This window comes from Pseudomonas sp. UME65, assembly GCF_014170225.1.
Classification (GTDB): domain Bacteria; phylum Pseudomonadota; class Gammaproteobacteria; order Pseudomonadales; family Pseudomonadaceae; genus Aquipseudomonas; species Aquipseudomonas protegens.
In genome coordinates, this window is record NZ_LZZQ01000011.1 from 330,807 (window position 1) to 351,952 (window position 21,146).

A 21,146-nucleotide genomic window follows, 5' to 3' on the forward strand; every position below is an offset into this window, starting at 1 on the left:
TCGTTTGTTATTTGTATATACATATACAGACGTTTGCCTGCCCGGTAAACTCCGGCAAGCTAGCCACCTTTATCGATCAACAAGGATTTCCTGTGCCGACTCCGCCTGCCAAATCGCCGCTGGCTGCCCACTTGGGCGATAGTCCGGCGCCCTTGTACGCCCGCGTCAAACAGATGATCACCCAGCAGATCGAGAGCGGAAACTGGCCGCCGCACTACCGTGTTCCCTCGGAAAGCGAGCTGGTCAATCAGCTGGGTTTCAGCCGCATGACCATCAACCGCGCGCTGCGCGAGATGACGGCCGAAGGCATGCTGGTGCGGATGCAGGGCGTGGGCACGTTCGTCGCCGAACCCAAGAGCCAGTCCGCCCTGTTCGAAGTGCACAACATTGCCGACGAGATCGCGTCCCGTGGTCATCGCCACACCTGCCAGGTGATCACCCTGGGCGAGGAGGCCGCCGGTTCCGAGCGTGCCCTGGCCCTGGACATGCGTGAAGGGCAGAAGGTCTTCCACTCGCTGATCGTGCATTTCGAGAACGACATCCCGGTGCAGATCGAGGACCGTTTCGTCAACGCCCTGGTGGCGCCGGAGTACCTCAAGCAGGACTTCACCCTGCAGACTCCCTACGCCTATCTGTCCCAGGTCGCGCCCCTGACCGAGGGCGAGCATGTGGTGGAGGCGATTCTCGCCGAAGCCGAAGAATGCCGGCTGCTGCAGATCGAGCGGGGCGAGCCTTGCCTGCTGATTCGCCGTCGCACCTGGTCCGGGCGCCAGCCGGTGACCGCCGCGCGGCTGATCCACCCCGGTTCCCGTCATCGTCTGGAAGGGCGCTTTCACAAATGATCCAGCTCACCCATCTGCGTGCCGCCGACTACCCACGCATGCCCTGGAAAAACGGTGGAGGCAGCACCGAAGAGATTGCCCGGGATACCGGTGACGGCCTGGACGGTTTCGGCTGGCGCCTGTCGATTGCCGATATCGCCGAGTCCGGCGGGTTTTCCAGTTTTGCCGGTTACCAGCGGGTCATCACCGTGCTCCAGGGGGCGGGCATGCAACTGACCATCGATGGCGAGGATGTGCGGCCGCTGTTGCCTCTGGACGCCTTTGCCTTCAGCGGCGCCAGCCAGGTCGATTGCACACTGCTGGAGGGGGCGATTCGCGACTTCAACCTGATCTATTGCCCACAGCGCTACGTCGCCCGTTTGCAGTGGCTCGATGGCCAGCAGCGGTTTTTCACCCAGGCGCACACCTTGTTGCTGTTCAGTGCTGCCGAGCAAGCCTGGGTGGATACCGGTAGCGCACCGGTGCAAGCACTGGGGCGTTATGACTGCCTGCGCCTGGAAGGCAATCGCGGGCTGCTGGAAGTCGCCCTGGACGGGCTGTGCTGCGTGATCGAACTCACCGCCCGCTGATTCATCACATCTTGCCGCAGGCCGGGATACGGCCTGCGGATGCTGCAAACCTCCTTTCTTTATTCGTGCTTGGTTGCCCTCGGCTTCGTGCGGGGTCCTGCGTGCCTGCGCCGGCGCGCCTGCTGTTTCTTGCGCGCACTCATTTGTTACCGAACGCCCCAGCTCGGCGCAAAAGCCCATCCTGGTAACAGCCGCGTGCGTGGCAAAAAACCTTCGCTGAAAATTTATCTTTGGTTGAAAGCCCCGTTCTACAAGGCCTGCGATGTGTTCGTCAGGTTTATGAGAATGATCTCAAGGGAGTTGGCCGCTTGATTGCATATGCTTGTATGTACAAGTAAATATGTGTGCGTAAGAGTCGATGGAATCCTCTTCGCACCTTGGACTCATCGCCGAGGAGTTTTTCCGTGACCGACAGCAAGCCAACTAAATACCGTAACGTCGAAATCCGTGCTGCACGCGGCAACAAGCTGACCGCCAAGAGCTGGCTGACCGAAGCGCCGCTGCGCATGTTGATGAACAACCTCGACCCGGAAGTTGCCGAGAACCCCAAGGAGCTGGTGGTGTACGGCGGCATCGGCCGCGCGGCGCGCAACTGGGAGTGCTACGACAAGATCGTCGAGGCCCTGACCCATCTGAATGACGACGAAACCCTGCTGGTGCAGTCCGGCAAGCCGGTGGGCGTGTTCAAGACCCACAGCAACGCCCCGCGGGTACTGATCGCCAACTCCAACCTGGTGCCGCACTGGGCCAGCTGGGAACACTTCAACGAACTGGATGCCAAGGGCCTGGCCATGTACGGCCAGATGACCGCCGGCAGCTGGATCTACATCGGCAGCCAGGGCATCGTCCAGGGCACCTATGAAACCTTCGTCGAAGCCGGCCGCCAGCATTACGATTCCAACCTCAAGGGCCGTTGGGTGCTGACTGCCGGTCTGGGTGGCATGGGCGGTGCCCAGCCACTGGCCGCGACCCTGGCCGGAGCCTGCTCGCTGAACATCGAGTGCCAGCAGACCAGCATCGACTTCCGCCTCAAGACCCGCTACGTCGACGAGCAGGCCACCGACCTGGACGACGCCCTGGCGCGGATCAAGAAATACACCGCCGAAGGCCGTGCCATCTCCATTGCCCTGTGCGGCAACGCTGCCGAGATCCTGCCGGAACTGGTACGCCGCGGCGTGCGCCCGGACATGGTCACCGACCAGACCAGCGCCCACGACCCGCTGAACGGCTACCTGCCCAAGGGCTGGACCTGGGAGCAGTACCGTGACCGCGCCCAGACCGAGCCGGCGGCGGTGATCAAGGCGGCCAAGCAGTCCATGGCCGTGCACGTCCAAGCCATGCTGGACTTCCAGAAAATGGGGGTTCCGACCTTCGACTACGGCAACAACATCCGCCAGATGGCCCAGGAAGAGGGCGTGGAAAACGCTTTCGACTTCCCCGGCTTCGTCCCGGCCTATATCCGTCCGCTGTTCTGCCGTGGCATCGGCCCGTTCCGCTGGGCGGCGCTGTCCGGCGACCCGCAGGACATCTACAAGACCGACGCCAAGGTCAAGGAACTGATCCCCGACGACGCCCACCTGCACAACTGGCTGGACATGGCGCGCGAGCGCATCAGCTTCCAGGGCTTGCCGGCACGGATCTGCTGGGTTGGCCTGGGCCTGCGCGCCAAGCTCGGCCTGGCCTTCAACGAAATGGTCCGCAGCGGCGAGCTGTCGGCACCGATCGTCATCGGTCGCGACCACCTGGACTCCGGTTCCGTGGCCAGCCCGAACCGTGAAACCGAATCCATGCAGGACGGTTCCGATGCCGTATCCGACTGGCCGCTGCTCAATGCCCTGTTGAACACCGCCAGTGGCGCGACCTGGGTTTCCCTGCACCACGGCGGCGGCGTCGGCATGGGCTTCTCCCAGCATTCGGGGATGGTGATCGTCTGCGACGGCACCGATGAAGCGGCCGAGCGTATTGCCCGGGTGCTGCACAACGACCCGGCCACCGGGGTGATGCGTCACGCCGATGCCGGCTACCAGATCGCCATCGATTGCGCCAAGGAACAGGGCCTGAATCTGCCGATGATCACCGGCAAGTAACCACCGCTCTCTGTAGGAGCCAGCTTGCTGGCCAAGCATGCACCGCGGTGCATCAGGCACACCGCCTCGCAAGCCCGCTCGCTCCTACAGGGGAAATCGTCTGCAGTGCCCACTAGAGGTTCGACGTCCATGGCTTTAGCGAATGATCGTGCAAGCAACAAACCGTTGATCGAAAGGCGTTCGATCGACTACATCCCGGAAGCGGAAAGACACGGTCGTCTCTTGAGTCAATTCACCCTGTGGTTGGGCGCCAACCTGCAGATCACCGCCATTGTCACCGGCGCCCTGGCAGTGGTCCTGGGCGGTGATGTGTTCTGGTCGCTGATCGGCTTGCTGGTCGGTCAGTTGCTGGGGGGCGGGGTCATGGCCCTGCATGCCGCCCAGGGCCCGCAACTGGGGCTGCCGCAGATGATCTCCAGCCGCGTGCAGTTCGGCGTGTACGGTGCGGTGATTCCCCTGGTGCTGGTGTGCCTGATGTACGTCGGCTTTTCCGCCAGCGGTTCGCTGCTGGCGGGGCAGGCTGTGGCGCAACTGCTGCACGTCGAAGACTGGGCCGGCATCTTGCTGTTCGCCGGCTCGATCATGGTCTTCACCATTTTCGGCTACCGGGTCATCCACGGCATCGGGCGGATCGCCAGCGTGCTTGGCGTGGTGGCCTTCATCTACCTGTTCTACAAGCTGCTGGCAGGCAACGACATCGCGGCCCTGCTCGGCAACAAGCATTTTTCCCTGGCCAGCTTCCTGCTGGCGGTATCGCTGTCGGCTTCCTGGCAGATCGCCTTCGGCCCTTATGTGGCGGACTACTCGCGTTACCTGCCGCGCAGCACCTCGGCGGCGAAAACCTTCTGGGCCGTAGGCCTGGGTTCGGTGATCGGGGCCCAGGCCGCGATGGTCTTCGGGGTCTTCGCGGCGGCCCTGGCCGGGTCCCAGTTCGCCCACCACGAGGTGTCGTTCATCGTCAGCCTCGGCGGTACCGGTATCGTCGCCGGCCTGCTGTATTTCGCCGTGGCCTTCGGCAAGGTCACGGTGACCACGTTGAATGCCTACGGCAGCTTCATGTCGATCGCCACCATCATCAGCGGCTTTCGCGGCAGCCGGCATATCGGCAGCGGTGTGCGCCTGTTCTACATCTTCATCATGGTCTCGCTTGCCGCCACCCTGGCACTGTTGGGCAAGGATTCGTTCCTCAAGGATTTCTCCGCCTTCATCCTGTTCCTGCTGGCGTTCTTCACGCCCTGGAGTGCGATCAACCTGGTGGATTTCTACTGCATTACCAAGGAGCGCTATGACATCCCCGCGCTGTCCAATCCGGACGGTCGCTACGGCCGCTGGAATGTCATGGGCATCAGTATCTATGTGTTCGGCGTGCTGATTCAGATGCCGTTCATTTCCACCCACTTCTACACCGGCCCCCTGGTGGCGAGCCTCGGAGATACCGACATCTCCTGGATCATCGGCCTGGTGGTGCCCGCGGCGTTGTACTACGCCTGTGCGAAGAAGTGGCATGGCGCGGTGCCCGAGCACCTGATCCTGCCAATAGAGCAGGGCGCGCCCACCGAACAAAAAACGAGTGGGACCACCCGCGCTGCAGCGGTATGAGTCTTGATTGGACGTGGACAGGGCTGGATGCCTCTTAACTGCCGTAAGCCAACTCATGATTAGGAGCGTCACACAATGAAAATGCATAAGACCCTGCTGACCACGTTGCTGTCCATGGGCCTGCTGGCCGCTTCCGGCGCCCAGGCCGCGGGCTGGTGCGAGTCGGGCAAGGCGGTGAAGTTCGCCGGCCTGAACTGGGAAAGCGGCATGTTGCTGACCGACGTGCTGCAGCTGGTCCTGGAGAAGGGCTACGGCTGCAAGACCGACAGCCTGCCGGGCAACTCCATCACCATGGAAAACGCTCTGGGCAGCAATGACATCCAGATCTTCGCCGAAGAGTGGGTGGGCCGCAGCGAGGTGTGGAACAAGGCCGAGAAGGCCGGCAAGGTGGTGGGCGTCGGCGCGCCGGTGGTGGGTGCTGTCGAAGGCTGGTACGTCCCGCGCTACGTGATCGAAGGCGACGCCAAGCGCAAGCTCGAAGCCAAGGCCCCGGACCTGAAGAACATTGCCGACCTGGGCAAGTACGCCAGCGTGTTCAAGGACCCGGAAGAACCGAGCAAGGGGCGTTTCTACAACTGCCCGGCGGGCTGGACCTGCGAGCTGGACAACAGCGAGATGCTCAAGAGCTACGGCCTGGAAAGCAGCTACACCAACTTCCGCCCGGGCACCGGCCCGGCCCTGGATGCGGCGGTACTGTCGAGCTACAAGCGCGGCGAGCCGATCCTCTTCTACTACTGGTCGCCGACCCCGCTGATGGGCCAGGTGGACCTGGTCAAGCTCGATGAGAAACCTGGCGTCGACAAGAGCGTGAGCATCAAGGTCGGCTTGTCCAGAGTCTTCCACGACGAGGCCCCGGAGCTGGTGGCGGTACTGGAAAAGGTCAACCTGCCGATCGACCTGCTCAACCAGAATCTGGCGCGCATGAGCCGCGAGCGCATCGAGTCGCCGAAACTGGCGAAACTCTTTCTCAAGGAACATCCTGAAGTCTGGCACCCATGGGTCAGTGAAGAGGCCGCCGGGAAAATCGACGCGGCCCTGTAGCCCGGGCTTTTCCGGCGGCTCCAAGGGCCGTCGGCAACCGGACAGCAACCTCCTTTGAGCGAGAGTTTCCTATGTTTCCAGAAAGCTTCACGTTTTCCATCGCCGATTGGGTCAACGGCTGGGTCGACGCCCTGGTGACCCATTATGGCGATGTGTTCCGGCACATTTCCGACACCCTGCTGTGGGCCATCGTCAACCTCGAAGGCCTGCTGCGCATGGCGCCCTGGTGGCTGATGCTGGCGATTGTCGGCGGTATCGCCTGGCACGCCACCCGCAAGCTGCTGACCACCGCGGTGATCGTCGGCCTGCTGTTCCTGGTGGGCGCGGTGGGGCTGTGGGACAAGCTGATGCAGACCCTGGCGCTGATGCTGGTGGCCACCCTGATCTCGGTGCTGATCGGCATCCCCCTGGGGATCCTCTCGGCCCGCAGCAACCGCCTGCGCTCAGTGCTGATGCCGCTCTTGGACATCATGCAGACCATGCCCAGCTTCGTGTACCTGATCCCGGTGCTGATGCTGTTCGGCCTGGGCAAGGTGCCGGCGATCTTCGCTACGGTGATCTACGCCGCGCCGCCCTTGATCCGCCTCACCGACCTGGGGATCCGCCAGGTGGACGGCGAGGTGATGGAGGCGATCAACGCCTTCGGCGCCAACCGCTGGCAGCAGCTGTTCGGTGTGCAACTGCCCCTGGCCCTGCCGAGCATCATGGCCGGGATCAACCAGACCACGATGATGGCCCTGTCGATGGTGGTGATCGCCTCGATGATCGGTGCCCGTGGCCTGGGCGAGGATGTGCTGGTGGGGATCCAGACCCTCAACGTCGGGCGCGGCCTGGAAGCGGGGCTGGCGATCGTGATTCTGGCGGTGGTGATCGACCGCATTACCCAGGCCTACGGTCGTCCGCGCCATGAGGTGAGCAAATGAGCAGCGCTGCCATCAGCAAGATCGAAGTGAGGAACGTCTTCAAGATTTTCGGCAGTCGCCCTGCCGATGCCCTGGCGATGATCCGCCAAGGCAAGGGCAAGGACCAGGTGCTGGCCGAGACCGGCTGTGTGGTCGGGGTCAACGACCTGTCCCTGAGCATCGGCACCGGCGAGATCTTCGTCATCATGGGCCTGTCCGGCTCTGGCAAGTCGACCCTGGTGCGCCACTTCAACCGCCTGATCGACCCCACCAGCGGCGCGATCCTGGTGGACGGCGAGGACATCCTGCAATACGACATGGAGGCCCTGCGCCAGTTTCGCCGGCACAAGATCAGCATGGTGTTCCAGAGCTTCGGCCTGCTGCCCCACCGCAACGTGCAGGACAATGTTGCCTACGGCCTCAAGGTGCGCGGCGAGAGCAAGGCACTGTGTGCCGAGCGTGCCTTGCACTGGATCAACACCGTGGGCCTCAAGGGCTACGAGAACAAGTACCCGCACCAGCTGTCCGGCGGCATGCGCCAGCGGGTCGGCCTGGCCCGGGCCCTGGCGGCGGACACCGACATCATTCTCATGGACGAGGCCTTCAGCGCCCTCGACCCGCTGATCCGCGCAGAAATGCAGGACCAGTTGCTGGAGCTGCAGAAGACGCTGCACAAGACCATCGTCTTCATCACCCATGACCTGGACGAGGCCGTGCGCATCGGCAACCGCATCGCGATCCTCAAGGACGGCCGCCTGATCCAGGTGGGCACGCCCAGGGAGATCCTGCATTCACCGGCGGATGAGTACGTCGACCGTTTCGTCCAGCGTCGTGCCGCGACGGTGTAGTTCAACAGCCCACAAGCCCCGGGCCCGTAGGAGCTGGCTTGCCAGCGAAGAGGCCCCCGGATTTCACCACGAGGTTAACGATGTTCCAGGCTGAAAAGATCGTAATCGCCGACGCCCCCCTGGGTTGGCAGGATGTTGTCGCCGTCGCCCGCCACGGTGCTGAGCTCGAACTCTCGGAGCAGGCCTGGGCGCGGATCGACAACGCCCAGGCCATCGTGCGCAAAGTGGTGGACAGCGGCGAGCGCGCCTATGGCATCAGCACCGGCCTTGGGGCCTTGTGCAATGTGTTGCTGGCCGGCGAGCAGCTCAGCCAGCTGTCGCGCAATACCCTGCTCAGCCATGCCTGCGGAGTTGGCCCGGTGCTGGCCGACGAACAGACCCGGGCGATCATCTGTGCGGCCATCATCAACTACAGCCACGGCAAGTCCGGGATCCACCGGCAGGTGGTCCAGGCGCTGCTGGCGCTGCTCAATCGCGGGATCACCCCGCAGGTGCCGTCGCAGGGTTCGGTGGGCTACCTGACCCACATGGCCCATATCGGCGTGGCGCTGCTCGGCGTCGGTCAGGTCAGCTATCGCGGGCACATCGTCAGCGCCGAGCAGGCCCTGGCCGAGGAAGGGCTGCAAGCGGTGCAACTGGGGGCCAAGGATGGTCTGTGCCTGGTCAACGGCACGCCGTGCATGACCGGCCTCGGTTGCCTGGCCCTGGCCGATGCCAGCCGCCTGTTGCAGTGGGCCGACGTGATCGGCGCCATGAGCTTCGAGGCCCTGCGCGGCCAGATCGCCGCCTTTGATGCCGAGATCATCGCCCTCAAGGCGCACCCCGGCATGCAGGTGGTGGGCAGCAACCTGCGGGCCTTGCTCGACCGCAGCGAGGTGATCGCTTCCAGCAAGGGCATCCGTACCCAGGACGCCCTGAGCATTCGCTCGATTCCCCAGGTGCACGGTGCTGCCCGGGATCAACTGGCCCACGCGGCCAGGCAGGTGGAAACCGAGCTCAATGCCGCCACCGACAATCCGTTGCTGCTGGGCACCCCGGACAACTATCGGGTGGTGTCCCAGGCCAACCCCCACGGCCAATCGGTGGCCCTGGCGGCGGACGTGCTGGCGATTGCCATGGCCGAGATAGGCTCCATCGCCGAGCGCCGCCTGGACCGCCTGATCAACCCCCATGTCAGTGGCCTGCCGGCGTTCCTGGTGGCCGAGCCCGGGGTCAACTCCGGGATGATGATCGTGCAGTACGTGGCGGCCTCGCTGTGCGCGCAGAACCGCCAGCTGGCACAGCCGGCGGTGCTCGACAACTTCGTCACCTCGGGCCTGCAGGAAGACCACCTGAGCCTGGGCACCAACGCCGCCCTGAAGCTGCTGCAGGTGCTGGAAAACTGCACCCAGATCCTCGCCATCGAGTACCTGCTGGCGGCCCAGGCATTCGAATTTCTCAAGGAGCAGCGCTTCGGCACCGGCACCGGCATTGCCTGGTGCCTGCTGCGCGAGCGGGTTCCGGCCTACGACCAGGACCGCTGGCTGGCCCCGGATATCGCCAGCGTGGCGGCCTTGCTCAAGGACCCGCGATTGCTCAACAAACGCTTTTCCAAGGTGCAATAAAACGGATTTCCCCATCGCCAGCGTGCCAAGGCGCCACCTGCTCAAGCTGCGGGTGGCGACGGACAACGGAAGCTTCCGGAGCGACTGGCTAGTTATTACAAAACTCTCAAAAGGAGCATGAATGTGACTGCGCTAAACCTGATTCCCGGCCAACTGACCCTGGCCCAACTGCGGGCCATCTATCAGCAGCCGCTGACCCTGACCCTGGATGGCAGCGCCTCGGCGCAGATCGACGCCAGCGTCGCCTGTGTCGAGCAGATCCTCGCCGAGAATCGTACTGCCTATGGCATCAACACCGGTTTTGGCCTGCTGGCCTCGACCCGCATTGCCAGCGCCGACCTGGAAAACCTCCAGCGCTCGCTGGTGCTGTCCCACGCCGCCGGTGTTGGCGAGCCTATCAGCGATGACCTGGTACGCCTGATCATGGTGCTCAAGGTCAACAGCCTGAGCCGTGGCTTCTCCGGGATCCGCCGCCAGGTGATCGACGCCTTGATCGCCCTGATCAACGCCGAGGTCTACCCGCACATCCCGCTCAAGGGCTCGGTGGGTGCTTCCGGCGACCTGGCGCCTTTGGCCCACATGTCCCTGGTGCTGCTGGGCGAGGGCAAGGCGCGCTACAAGGGGCAGTGGCTGGAAGCGACAGCGGCCCTGGAAGTGGCCGGCCTCAAGCCGTTGACCCTGGCCGCCAAGGAAGGCCTGGCGCTGCTCAACGGCACCCAGGTTTCCACCGCATACGCCTTGCGCGGTCTGTTCGAGGGCGAAGACCTGTTCGCCGGCGCCCTGGTGTGCGGCGGCCTGACCGTGGAAGCGGTGCTGGGTTCGCGCTCGCCATTCGACCCGCGGATTCACGCCGCTCGTGGTCAGCGCGGGCAGATCGATACCGCCGCGGCCTATCGCGCGTTGCTGGGGGACAGCACCGAGGTATCCGCGTCGCACAAGAACTGCGACAAGGTCCAGGACCCGTATTCCCTGCGTTGCCAGCCACAAGTGATGGGCGCCTGCCTGACCCAGTTGCGCCAGGCTGCCGAAGTGCTGGTGGTGGAAGCCAACGCTGTGTCGGACAACCCGCTGGTGTTCGCCGCCGAAGGTGACGTGATTTCCGGTGGCAACTTCCACGCCGAGCCGGTGGCCATGGCCGCCGACAACATGGCCCTGGCCATCGCCGAGATCGCCTCCCTGAGCGAACGGCGGATCTCGCTGATGATGGACAAGCACATGTCCCAGCTGCCGCCGTTCCTGGTGGCCAATGGCGGGGTCAACTCCGGCTTCATGATCGCCCAGGTCACCGCCGCGGCCCTGGCCAGCGAGAACAAAGCCCTGGCCCACCCGCACTCGGTGGACAGCATCCCTACCTCTGCCAACCAGGAAGACCACGTCTCCATGGCCCCGGCCGCCGGCAAGCGCTTGTGGGAAATGGCCGAGAACACCCGTGGTGTCCTGGCTGTGGAATGGCTGGCGGCCTGCCAGGGGCTGGACCTGCGCGAAGGCCTGAAAACCTCGCCGACCCTGGAAAAGGCCCGTGCCACCTTGCGCGAGAAAGTGGCGTACTACGAGAAGGACCGCTTCTTTGCACCGGACATCAACGCCGCCAGTGAGTTGCTGGCTTCGCGTTGCCTGAACGGGCTGCTGCCAGCCCGGTTGTTGCCGAGCCTGTAATGCACGCCGGGCCGCCAGGCAGCTTCGCGCTCGGCGTGGAGCTGCGGCCCGTGCTGGTTGGCTTTACCTGCAAGACAGGCGCGGAGCGTCTGCTTCCTCCGCCCCGCACCCCTGCGCGGGGCGGACTTGTCCGATAACAATAAAAGGGACGATGACATGCAATCGCAAGACAGTGGACTACGCCGAGGGCTGACAGCCCGCCATATACGCTTCATGGCCTTGGGGTCGGCCATCGGTACAGGATTGTTCTACGGTTCGGCCTCGGCCATCCAGATGGCCGGGCCCGCTGTGTTGCTGGCCTACCTGATCGGTGGCGCGGCGGTTTTCATGGTGATGCGCGCCCTCGGGGAGATGGCCGTGCACAACCCGGTGTCCGGTTCGTTCGGGCATTACGCCAGCCAGTACCTGGGGCCGTTGCCGGGCTTCATCCTGGGGTGGACCTACGCCTTCGAGATGTTGATCGTGTGCCTGGCGGACGTGACTGCCTTTGGCATCTACATGGGCTTCTGGTTTCCCGAAGTGGCGCGCTGGATCTGGGTGCTGGGCATCGTGCTGTTCATCGGCGGCCTGAACCTGTGCAACGTCAAGGTGTTCGGCGAGATGGAGTTCTGGCTGTCGCTGCTCAAGGTCGGGGCGATCGTCGCGATGATCCTGGGGGGCTTGGGCATCATGCTCTTCGGTATCAGCAGCGCCGCGCAGGACCAGGCCACTGGCGCCGCCAACCTCTGGGCCCACGGCGGCTTCATGCCCAATGGCATCAGTGGGGTGATCGCCTCGTTTGCAGTGGTGATGTTTGCCTTTGGCGGCATCGAGATCATCGGGGTCACTGCGGGCGAGGCCCAGGACCCGAAGCGGGTCATTCCCAAGGCGATCAATGCCGTGCCACTGCGTATCCTGCTGTTCTACGTGCTGACCCTGTTCGTGCTGATGTCGATTTTCCCCTGGCCGCAGATCGGTACCCAGGGCAGCCCGTTCGTGCAGATCTTTGACAGCCTGGGCATCAGCTCGGCCGCCACTATCCTCAATATCGTGGTGATTTCGGCGGCGGTATCGGCCATCAACAGCGACATCTTCGGCGCCGGCCGGATGATGTATGGCCTGGCCCGGCAAGGGCAGGCGCCCAAGGGCTTTGCCCAGGTGTCCAAGCACGGGGTGCCGTGGATGACCGTGGTGGTGATGGCCGTGACTCTGTTGATCGGGGTGGTGCTGAACTACCTGATCCCGGAAAACATCTTCCTGCTGATCGCGTCCCTGGCCACGTTCGCCACGGTCTGGGTGTGGCTGATGATTCTCCTGACTCACGTGGCCATGCGCCGTTCGATGACCGCCGAGCAGGTGGCCCAGTTGCAGTTCAAGGTGCCATTCTGGCCTTGGGCCCCGGCGGCGGCCATTGCCTTCATGCTGTTCATCTTCGGCGTGCTGGGCTATTTCCCGAAAACCCAGGGAGCGCTGATCGTCGGCGTAGTGTGGATCGCTCTACTGATCGTGGCCTATATGCTGTGGGTCAAGCCCATGGCGGGGCAGGCCCAGGCGATCATGAGCGACGCTCCTTTACCTACTGACCATTAATGGAGGTTGGATGAAAACTCTTTGGCAACACTGCAACGTCGCCAGCATGGCCTCGGGTGTTTACTCGATCATCGAGGATGCGGCCATGGTGACGTCAGGGGCGCACATCGAGTGGATCGGCCGGCGCTCGGAGGCGCCGGCCGGCGACTACGCCCAGGTCAATGACCTGGCTGGAGCCTGGGTAACCCCGGGCTTTATCGATTGCCACACCCACACGGTATTTGGCGGCAACCGCAGTGGTGAGTTCGAGCAGCGCCTGCAAGGGGTGAGCTATGCCGAGATCGCCGCTGCCGGCGGTGGTATCGCCAGTACCGTACGGGCTACTCGGGCCGCCACCGAGGAGGAACTGTTCAGCAGCGCCCGCAAGCGTCTGCTGAGCCTGTTGCGCGATGGCGTGACCAGCGTCGAGATCAAGTCCGGCTACGGCCTGGACCTGGCCAGCGAGCGCAAGATCCTGCGGGTGATCCGTCGCCTGGGCGAAGAGTTGCCGGTCAGCGTGCGCAGCACCTGCCTGGCGGCCCACGCCCTGCCGCCGGAATACGCCGAGCGCAGCGATGCCTACATCGAGCATATCTGCAGCGAGATGCTCCCGGCCCTGGCGGCCGAGGGGCTGGTGGACGCGGTGGATGCCTTCTGTGAATACCTGGCGTTCTCCCCGGAGCAGGTGGAGCGGGTGTTCATTGCCGCGCAACAGCTCGGCCTGCCGGTCAAGCTGCACGCCGAGCAACTGTCGTCGCTGCATGGTTCGAGCCTGGCGGCCCGCTACCATGCGCTGTCCGCCGATCACCTGGAGTTCATGACCGAGGAGGATGCAATAGCCATGGCGGCGTCCGGGACCGTGGCGGTGTTGCTGCCGGGGGCCTTCTATTTCCTCCGGGAAACCCAGCTGCCGCCAATGGAAGCCCTGCGCAAGCACGGGGTGAAGATCGCCGTGGCCAGCGACCTCAATCCCGGTACGTCACCGGCGTTGTCGCTGCGGCTGATGCTGAACATGGCCTGTACCTGTTTCCGTATGACCCCCGAGGAGGCCCTGGCCGGGGTTACCCTGCATGCGGCCCAGGCCCTGGGCATGGAAAAGACCCATGGTTCGCTGGAGGTGGGCAAGGTGGCGGACTTCGTCGCCTGGCAGATCGATCGTCCTGCCGACCTGGCCTACTGGCTGGGCGGCGATCTGGAAAAGCGCGTCGTGCGACACGGCGTTGAAGTGACTGTGTAGGAGAAGGGTTGTGGATAAGGTTCTGAATTTCAAACAAGGCCGGGTGCCGCTGCTGATCAGCATGCCCCACGCCGGTACGCGCCTGACCCCGGCGGTGGCGGCCGGGCTGGTGCCCCAGGCGCAGAGCCTGCCGGACACCGACTGGCACATTCCACGGCTGTACCAGTTCGCCCAGGAGCTGGGGGCCAGTACCCTGGCGGCCGAATATTCGCGTTTTGTCATCGACCTGAACCGCCCGTCCGATGACAAGCCCCTGTACGTGGGGGCCACCACTGGCCTGTACCCGGCCACCCTGTTCGACGGCGAGCCCTTGTTCGTCGAAGGTCAGGCGCCGTCCAGTGAGGAGCGCGAGCAGTACCTGCACGAGGTGTGGGGGCCTTACCACCGCACCCTCCAGGAAGAGCTGGCGCGGCTCAAGGCCGAATTCGGCTATGCCCTGCTGTTCGATGCCCACTCCATCCGCTCGCTGATCCCGCACCTGTTCGAAGGCAAGCTGCCGGACTTCAACCTCGGCACTTTCAATGGCGCCAGCTGCGATCCGCAACTGGCCAGCCGGCTGGAGGCGATCTGCGCCGGCCACGGCGGCTACACCCATGTGCTCAACGGGCGCTTCAAGGGTGGGCATATCACCCGCCACTACGGCAACCCGGCCGAGCATATCCATGCCGTGCAACTGGAACTGGCACAGAGCGCCTACATGGAAGAGTTCGAACCGTTCCGCTATCGCGAGGACCTGGCAGCACCGACCCAGGTGGTGCTCAAGGAATTGCTCCAGGGGCTGCTGGCCTGGGGGCAGGAACGTTACGCCTGACCGCAAGCGCTCCTACAGCGGGTACACGCCTTTGTGTAGGAGCGCGCTTGCTCGCGAAGCGCCTTCGACCCCCGCGCAAAACCTGCAAACAACCCTGTTTTCTCCAAGGACATGCTCATTGCGTAATTCGGGTTTATGATGCCGGACGGCAGAATAAATGTAGTCCCCGCCAGGGATGAACCCGACCTCCACGGAGCGCGTAATGCAGACTTTGTACCCGCAGATCAAACCCTATGCCCGGCACGATCTGGCCGTCGACGAGCCGCACGTGCTGTATGTCGACGAAAGTGGTTCACCGGAAGGTTTGCCGGTGGTGTTCATTCATGGCGGGCCGGGGGCGGGCTGCGATGGGGCCAGCCGCTGCTACTTCGACCCGAATCTGTACCGCATCGTCACGTTCGACCAGCGCGGTTGCGGGCGTTCCACCCCCCACGCCAGCCTGGAAAACAACACCACCTGGGACCTGGTGGCGGACCTTGAGCGCATTCGCCAGCACCTGGGCATCGACAAGTGGGTGCTGTTTGGCGGCTCCTGGGGTTCGACCCTGGCCCTGGCCTATGCCCAGACCCACCCGGAGCGCGTGCTCGGCCTGATCGTGCGGGGCATCTTCCTTGCCCGGCCCCAGGAGATCCAGTGGTACTACCAGTGTGGCGCCAGCCGCCTGTTCCCCGACTACTGGCAGGACTATGTGGCGCCGATTCCCCTGGAAGAGCGGCATGACCTGGTCAGCGCCTTCCACAAGCGCCTGACCGGCACCGACCAGATCGCCCAGATGCATGCGGCCAAGGCCTGGTCGGGCTGGGAAGGGCGCACCGCGACCCTGCGCCCCAACCCGTTGGTGGTGGACCGTTTCTCCGAGCCGCAGCGGGCGCTGTCGATTGCCCGGATCGAATGCCATTACTTCACCAACAACGCCTTCCTCGAACCTGACCAGCTGATCCGCGACATGGGCAAGATCGCCCATCTGCCCGGGGTCATCGTCCATGGCCGCTACGATGTGATCTGCCCGCTGGACAACGCCTGGGAGCTGCATCAGGCCTGGCCCAACAGCGAGCTGCAGGTGATCCGCGACGCTGGCCACGCCGCCTCCGAGCCGGGCATCACCGATGCTCTGGTACGCGCCACCGACCAGATGGCGCGCCGTCTGCTCGACCTGCCGCCCGAAGAAGCATGAAGGGCCTGTTGCAGCGCGTGCGTGGCGCGCGGGTGGAAGTCGCCGGGGAAATAGTCGGCGCGGTGGACCAGGGATTGCTGGTACTGGTGGCGGTGGAGCCCGAGGACACCCGGGCCAGTGCCGACAAACTCCTGCATAAGCTGCTTAACTATCGGGTGTTCAGTGATGCCGAGGGCAAGATGAACCTGTCCCTGGCGGATGTGCAGGGCGGCTTGCTGCTGGTGTCGCAATTCACCCTGGCGGCAGACACCAAGAGCGGGCTGCGCCCGAGCTTTTCCACAGCCGCGCCGCCGGCCCTTGGCGAAGAGCTTTTTGACTACCTGGTAGTGAAGGCGCAACAGTTGCATGGCAAAGTGGCATCAGGGCGTTTTGGCGCGGACATGCAGGTGCACCTGGTCAATGATGGCCCGGTAACCTTCCTGTTACAGACCTGAAAACGCCTGAAACAGCTTTTTCCACCGATTTGGGCCGGAAACTGCTGTTTTTCGCGATAAATACTTTGTTACCCCTGATGCGTTGTAACGCGGGCTACTAGATAATCGCGCGCTACGGGGATCAGCGTTCGTTGGTCCATTTTGACTTAAGTAGAGACTTGTCCACGGCCGTTTGGGGAATCATTTAGCCCCATCGGAGTCGGAACAATGCTCGCCAACCTGGCATATAGATAGCTGGCCGTTGGTTTTTTGATCTGTTTTCGGCGAGGGTTGCTCGTGATTGTTAGTCCCTGTAATGCACCAAACTTGTTTGCCAAACGGTTACGAAACGCACTGGTGACGGGCTCTGCGCTGGTCTGCCTGCTCGGCGCCGGTCAACTCATGGCATTCAATCTGGATGATGTATCGGTCAAGGCCAAGGACCTGGCCGGGCAGAAGTACGAGGCCCCGCGCAGTAACCTGCCGAACGAGTTCCGTGAGATGAAGTTCGCGGATTACCAAAAAATCCGCTTCCTCACCGAAAAAGCCGAATGGGCCGACCAGAAGACCCCGTTCAAGCTGTCGTTCTACCACCAGGGCATGCACTTCGACACGCCGGTGAAGATCAACGAGATCAGCGCCAACACCGTTACCGAGATCAAGTACGACCCGAACCGTTTCGATTTCGGCGACGTGAAGTTCGATCCCAATGCCACCGAGAAGCTCGGCTACGCCGGTTTCCGCGTGCTGTACCCGATCAACAAGGCTGACAAGCAAGACGAGATCATGACCATGCTCGGCGCGAGCTATTTCCGCGTCGTTGGCAAGGGCCATACCTATGGCCTGTCCGCCCGGGGCCTGGCAATCGACACCGCCCTGCCATCCGGCGAGGAATTCCCGCGTTTCAGCGAGTTCTGGATCCAGCAGCCCAAGGCTACCGACAAGCACCTGGTGATCTACGCCCTGCTGGATTCGCCACGGGCCACCGGCGCCTATCGCCTGACCCTGCGGCCGGGCGCCGACACCATTGTCGACGTCAAGGCCCGGGTGTTCCTGCGTGACAAGGTCGGCAAGCTGGGCCTGGCCCCGCTGACCAGCATGTACCTGTTCGGCGCCAACCAGCCGTCGAAGGTCCTCAACTACCGTCGCGAACTGCATGACTCCAGCGGCCTGTCGATCCACGCCGGCAATGGCGAGTGGATCTGGCGCCCGCTGAACAACCCGAAACATCTGGCCGTGAGCAACTTCTCGGTGGAGAACCCGCGTGGTTTCGGCCTGCTCCAGCGTGGCCGCGACTTCAGCCACTATGAAGACCTCGACGACCGCTACGACAAGCGCCCAAGCGCCTGGATCGAGCCCAAGGGCGACTGGGGCAAGGGCACCGTCGACCTGGTAGAGATCCCGACCGCGGACGAAACCAACGACAACATCGTGGCGTTCTGGAACCCGGAAAAGCAGCCTGAGCCAGGCCAGCCGCTGGATTTCGCCTATCGCCTGCACTGGACCATCGACGAAGCCGCCCTGCATTCCCCTGACAGCGCCTGGGTACAGCAAACCCTGCGCTCCACTGGTGACGTCAAGCAGTCCAACCTGATCCGTCAGCCCGACGGCAGCGTGGCCTACCTGGTGGACTTCGAAGGCCCGTCCCTGGCGGCATTGCCGGAAAACGCCGACGTTCGCAGCCAGGTCAGCGTGGGTGACAACGCCGAGCTGGTGGAAAACAGCGTTCGCTACAACCCGGAAACCAAGGGCTGGCGCCTGACCCTGCGGATGAAGATCAAGGACGCGAGCAAGTCCACCGAGATGCGTGCCGCTCTGGTCCGCGACATTGCGCAGCCCGAGCCGGCCAAGGCCTCGACGCCGAACTCCAACTCCTCCATCGCCAAGGCCGACAAGATCGCCGCCAAGCAGCAGGAGAAGAAAGAGAAGGAAGCCGCAGCGGCAGCCGCCAAGCAGGCGCAAGCCCAGCCGGGCAAAGAGGCTAAAGACGCCAAGAACGCCAAGGACAAGGACCACAAAGACGCCAAGCAGCCTGCTGCTGCGGACGCGGCCCCAGCCACACCGGAACCGGTTAAAACGGAGCAAGTCCTGACCGAGACCTGGAGCTATCAGTTGCCTGCCGATGAGTAACTCTCAACTACAGCCAGAGTCTCTTGCCGAGTACCTGGCGCATTTGCCGATGTCGGACCAGCAGCGCGCGGAACTCGCGGGCTGCCAGTCCTTCAGCGAATTGCACCAACGCCTGTCGTCCAGCACCTTCGATGGCCCCACCGATGCCGCCCAGGCCTCGGTGGGCCAGCGCCTGACCCTGAGCACCGCCGCTGAGCTGGAAGAAGCGGAAATGCTCGCGGTGGACGCCGAGGGCCGGGTCTGCCTCAAGGCCACGCCACCGATCCGCCGCACCAAGGTGGTCCCTGAGCCGTGGCGCACCAATATCCTGGTGCGCGGCTGGCGGCGCCTGACCGGGCGTACCAACCCGCCAGCGCCGAAGAAGGACGAACGGGTACTGCCGGCCGCTCGCTGGCGTACCGTCGGTTCTATCCGCCGCTACATCCTGCTGGTGCTGATGCTCGGCCAGACCATCGTCGCCGGCTGGTACATGAAAGGCATCATGCCGTACCAGGGCTGGTCCTTCGTCGACCTGGAAGAGGTCATGCACCAGCCGCTGATGCAGACCGCCCAGCAAGTGCTGCCCTATGCCCTGCAGACCAGCATCCTGATTCTGTTCGGGATCCTGTTCTGCTGGGTCTCGGCAGGTTTCTGGACCGCCCTGATGGGCTTCCTGGAACTGCTGACCGGCCACGACAAGTACCGCATCTCCGGGGCCAGCGCCGGCAACGAGCCGATTCCCAAGGATGCGCGCACCGCACTGGTGATGCCGATCTGCAACGAAGACGTGCCCCGGGTGTTTGCCGGCCTGCGCGCAACCTTCGAGTCGGTGGCGGCCACCGGTGACCTGGACCGTTTCGACTTCTTCGTCCTCAGCGACAGCAACGACAGCGATATCTGCGTGGCCGAGCAGCAGGCCTGGCTGGATGTCTGCCGCGAAGCCAAAGGCTTCGGCAAGATCTTCTATCGCCGCCGTCGCCGCCGAGTGAAACGCAAGAGCGGCAACCTCGACGACTTCTGCCGTCGCTGGGGCGGTGACTACAAGTACATGGTCGTGCTCGACGCTGACAGCGTGATGAGCGGCGAATGCCTGACCAGCCTGGTACGCCTGATGGAAGCCACGCCGGACGCGGGGATCATCCAGACCGCGCCACGGGCCTCGGGCATGGACACCCTGTATGCGCGCATGCAGCAGTTCGCCACCCGGGTCTACGGCCCGCTGTTCACCGCCGGCCTGCACTTCTGGCAGTTGGGGGAATCCCACTACTGGGGGCACAACGCGATCATCCGCATGCAGCCGTTCATCGAGCACTGTGCCCTGGCGCCGTTGCCGGGCAAGGGTGCCTTCGCCGGTGCGATCCTCTCCCACGACTTCGTCGAAGCAGCGCTGATGCGCCGTGCCGGCTGGGGCGTGTGGATTGCCTACGACCTGCCGGGCAGCTACGAAGAGCTGCCGCCGAACCTGCTGGACGAACTCAAGCGTGACCGGCGCTGGTGCCACGGCAACCTGATGAACTTCCGCCTGTTCCTGGTCAAGGGCATGCACCCGGTGCACCGCGCGGTGTTCCTCACCGGGGTGATGTCCTACCTGTCGGCGCCGCTGTGGTTCTTCTTCCTGGTGCTGTCCACGGCCCTGCTGGCGGTCAACACCCTGATGGAGCCGCAGTACTTCCTCGAGCCGCGGCAGCTGTATCCGCTGTGGCCGCAGTGGCATCCGGACAAGGCCATCGCGCTGTTCTCCACCACCATCGTGCTGCTGTTCCTGCCCAAGCTCTTGAGCATCATCCTGATCTGGGCCAAGGGGGCGAAAGAGTTCGGTGGCAAGTTCAAGGTGACCCTGTCGATGCTCCTGGAGATGCTGTTCTCCATGCTGCTGGCGCCGGTGCGGATGATTTTCCACACCCGTTTCGTACTGGCCGCATTCCTGGGCTGGGCCGCGACCTGGAACTCGCCACAGCGTGACGACGACTCCACGCCGTGGAGTGAAGCGGTCAAGCGCCACGGTCCGCAGACCCTGCTGGGCTTCTGCTGGGCGCTGCTGGTGATCTGGTTGAACCCGAGCTTCCTCTGGTGGCTGGTACCGATCGTCGGTTCGTTGATGCTGTCGATCCCGGTGTCGGTGATCTCCAGCCGCGTGGGCCTGGGCCTGAAGTCCCGTGACGAAAGCCTGTTCCTGATCCCCGAGGAATACGCTCCGCCACAGGCGCTGCTGGCAACCGACCAGTACACCCATGAAAACCGCTGGCATGCGCTCAACGACGGCTTTGTCCGGGCCGTGGTGGATCCGCAGCAGAACGCCCTGGCCTGTGCCCTGGCGACCTCGCGCCACACCCAGGCCGAGCCCATCGAGTGGCTGCGCCAGGAGCGTGTACGGCATGCCCTGAAAGTCGGCCCGGCGGCCCTGAACAACAGCGAGCGGCTGGCGCTGTTGAGCGACCCGGTAGCCCTGGGGCGCCTGCACGAGCAGGTCTGGAGCGAGGGGCACAGCGAATGGCTGAGCGCCTGGCGCCAGTCGGTGGATGCCGATCCCCATGCACCGCTGCTGCCGTTGCAGCCGTTGAACGCGGCGCCGCAACCGGCCTGAAGCCAACGCCCTTGAGCTCTTGCTCAAGGGCGTTTTGCTTTATGGCGCCAATGGCCGCCTACGCCTTGCGGGAGGCTGTGGCAGCGGCTACCGGTCGCTCCCCCTGAAACAACAAAAATCCT

General features: G+C 63.8%; 16 protein-coding genes. All 16 read left to right on the forward strand.

All coding sequences use genetic code 11. The annotated features are described in order from the left end of the window. Nucleotides 1-92: 92 nt before the first annotated feature. The 16 genes from hutC (at nucleotide 93) to mdoH (ending at nucleotide 21,024) form a co-directional block, all read left to right on the forward strand. A complete protein-coding gene (gene hutC / locus A9971_RS12530) occupies nucleotides 93-842 on the forward strand; it encodes a histidine utilization repressor (RefSeq protein WP_011058774.1) in 750 nt (249 codons plus the stop codon). After that, a complete protein-coding gene (locus tag A9971_RS12535) occupies nucleotides 839-1,411 on the forward strand; it encodes a HutD family protein (RefSeq protein ID WP_011058775.1) in 573 nt (190 codons plus the stop codon). The genes hutC and A9971_RS12535 overlap by 4 nt, the downstream gene beginning before the upstream one ends. A gap of 404 nt (nucleotides 1,412-1,815) precedes the next feature. Further along, nucleotides 1,816-3,498 carry a urocanate hydratase gene (hutU, locus tag A9971_RS12540; RefSeq protein WP_011058776.1) on the forward strand — a complete coding sequence of 561 codons (1,683 nt, stop codon included), beginning with the start codon at nucleotides 1,816-1,818 and terminating at the stop codon, nucleotides 3,496-3,498. Nucleotides 3,499-3,627: 129 nt separating this feature from the next. Beyond that, nucleotides 3,628-5,097, forward strand: coding sequence for a cytosine permease (locus A9971_RS12545; protein WP_015633845.1), 1,470 nt, complete (start codon nucleotides 3,628-3,630; stop codon nucleotides 5,095-5,097). Between the two features lie 75 nt (nucleotides 5,098-5,172). Beyond that, nucleotides 5,173-6,138: an ABC transporter substrate-binding protein gene (locus tag A9971_RS12550; protein WP_011058778.1), complete on the forward strand. Its 966-nt coding sequence runs from the start codon at nucleotides 5,173-5,175 to the stop codon at nucleotides 6,136-6,138. A gap of 71 nt (nucleotides 6,139-6,209) precedes the next feature. Beyond that, a complete protein-coding gene (locus A9971_RS12555; RefSeq protein WP_011058779.1) occupies nucleotides 6,210-7,061 on the forward strand; it encodes a proline/glycine betaine ABC transporter permease in 852 nt (283 codons plus the stop codon). Beyond that, the gene (locus A9971_RS12560; protein ID WP_011058780.1) at nucleotides 7,058-7,888 is read left to right on the forward strand and encodes a glycine betaine/L-proline ABC transporter ATP-binding protein; all 831 of its coding nucleotides are present in this window, start codon (nucleotides 7,058-7,060) and stop codon (nucleotides 7,886-7,888) included. Before A9971_RS12555 ends, A9971_RS12560 begins: the two co-directional genes overlap by 4 nt. Nucleotides 7,889-7,968: 80 nt before the next feature. After that, nucleotides 7,969-9,492 carry a histidine ammonia-lyase gene (hutH, locus tag A9971_RS12565; protein WP_011058781.1) on the forward strand — a complete coding sequence of 508 codons (1,524 nt, stop codon included), beginning with the start codon at nucleotides 7,969-7,971 and terminating at the stop codon, nucleotides 9,490-9,492. Between the two features lie 117 nt (nucleotides 9,493-9,609). Next, the gene (gene hutH, locus A9971_RS12570) at nucleotides 9,610-11,148 is read left to right on the forward strand and encodes a histidine ammonia-lyase (RefSeq protein ID WP_019095429.1); all 1,539 of its coding nucleotides are present in this window, start codon (nucleotides 9,610-9,612) and stop codon (nucleotides 11,146-11,148) included. A 156-nt stretch (nucleotides 11,149-11,304) separates the two neighbouring features. Continuing rightward, on the forward strand, nucleotides 11,305-12,717 hold the full coding sequence (locus A9971_RS12575; protein WP_015633849.1) for an amino acid permease: 1,413 nt from the start codon (nucleotides 11,305-11,307) through the stop codon (nucleotides 12,715-12,717). 10 nt (nucleotides 12,718-12,727) lie between these two features. Further along, nucleotides 12,728-13,933 (forward strand): imidazolonepropionase, encoded by a 1,206-nt coding sequence (gene hutI, locus A9971_RS12580; protein ID WP_152685890.1) that lies wholly within the window; start codon nucleotides 12,728-12,730, stop codon nucleotides 13,931-13,933. Nucleotides 13,934-13,943: 10 nt separating this feature from the next. After that, nucleotides 13,944-14,744: an N-formylglutamate deformylase gene (gene hutG, locus A9971_RS12585; RefSeq protein ID WP_019095427.1), complete on the forward strand. Its 801-nt coding sequence runs from the start codon at nucleotides 13,944-13,946 to the stop codon at nucleotides 14,742-14,744. Nucleotides 14,745-14,946: 202 nt separating this feature from the next. Next, on the forward strand, nucleotides 14,947-15,918 hold the full coding sequence (gene pip / locus A9971_RS12590; protein ID WP_011058786.1) for a prolyl aminopeptidase: 972 nt from the start codon (nucleotides 14,947-14,949) through the stop codon (nucleotides 15,916-15,918). Beyond that, nucleotides 15,915-16,352 carry a D-aminoacyl-tRNA deacylase gene (dtd, locus tag A9971_RS12595; RefSeq protein WP_015633852.1) on the forward strand — a complete coding sequence of 146 codons (438 nt, stop codon included), beginning with the start codon at nucleotides 15,915-15,917 and terminating at the stop codon, nucleotides 16,350-16,352. The genes pip and dtd overlap by 4 nt, the downstream gene beginning before the upstream one ends. Before the next feature lie 276 nt (nucleotides 16,353-16,628). Continuing rightward, nucleotides 16,629-18,461, forward strand: coding sequence for a glucan biosynthesis protein G (locus tag A9971_RS12600; protein ID WP_183000664.1), 1,833 nt, complete (start codon nucleotides 16,629-16,631; stop codon nucleotides 18,459-18,461). After that, entirely contained in the window at nucleotides 18,454-21,024 is a 2,571-nt protein-coding gene (gene mdoH, locus A9971_RS12605) for a glucans biosynthesis glucosyltransferase MdoH (RefSeq protein ID WP_011058789.1), read from the forward strand. Before A9971_RS12600 ends, mdoH begins: the two co-directional genes overlap by 8 nt. The last annotated feature ends 122 nt before the right edge of the window (nucleotides 21,025-21,146 follow it).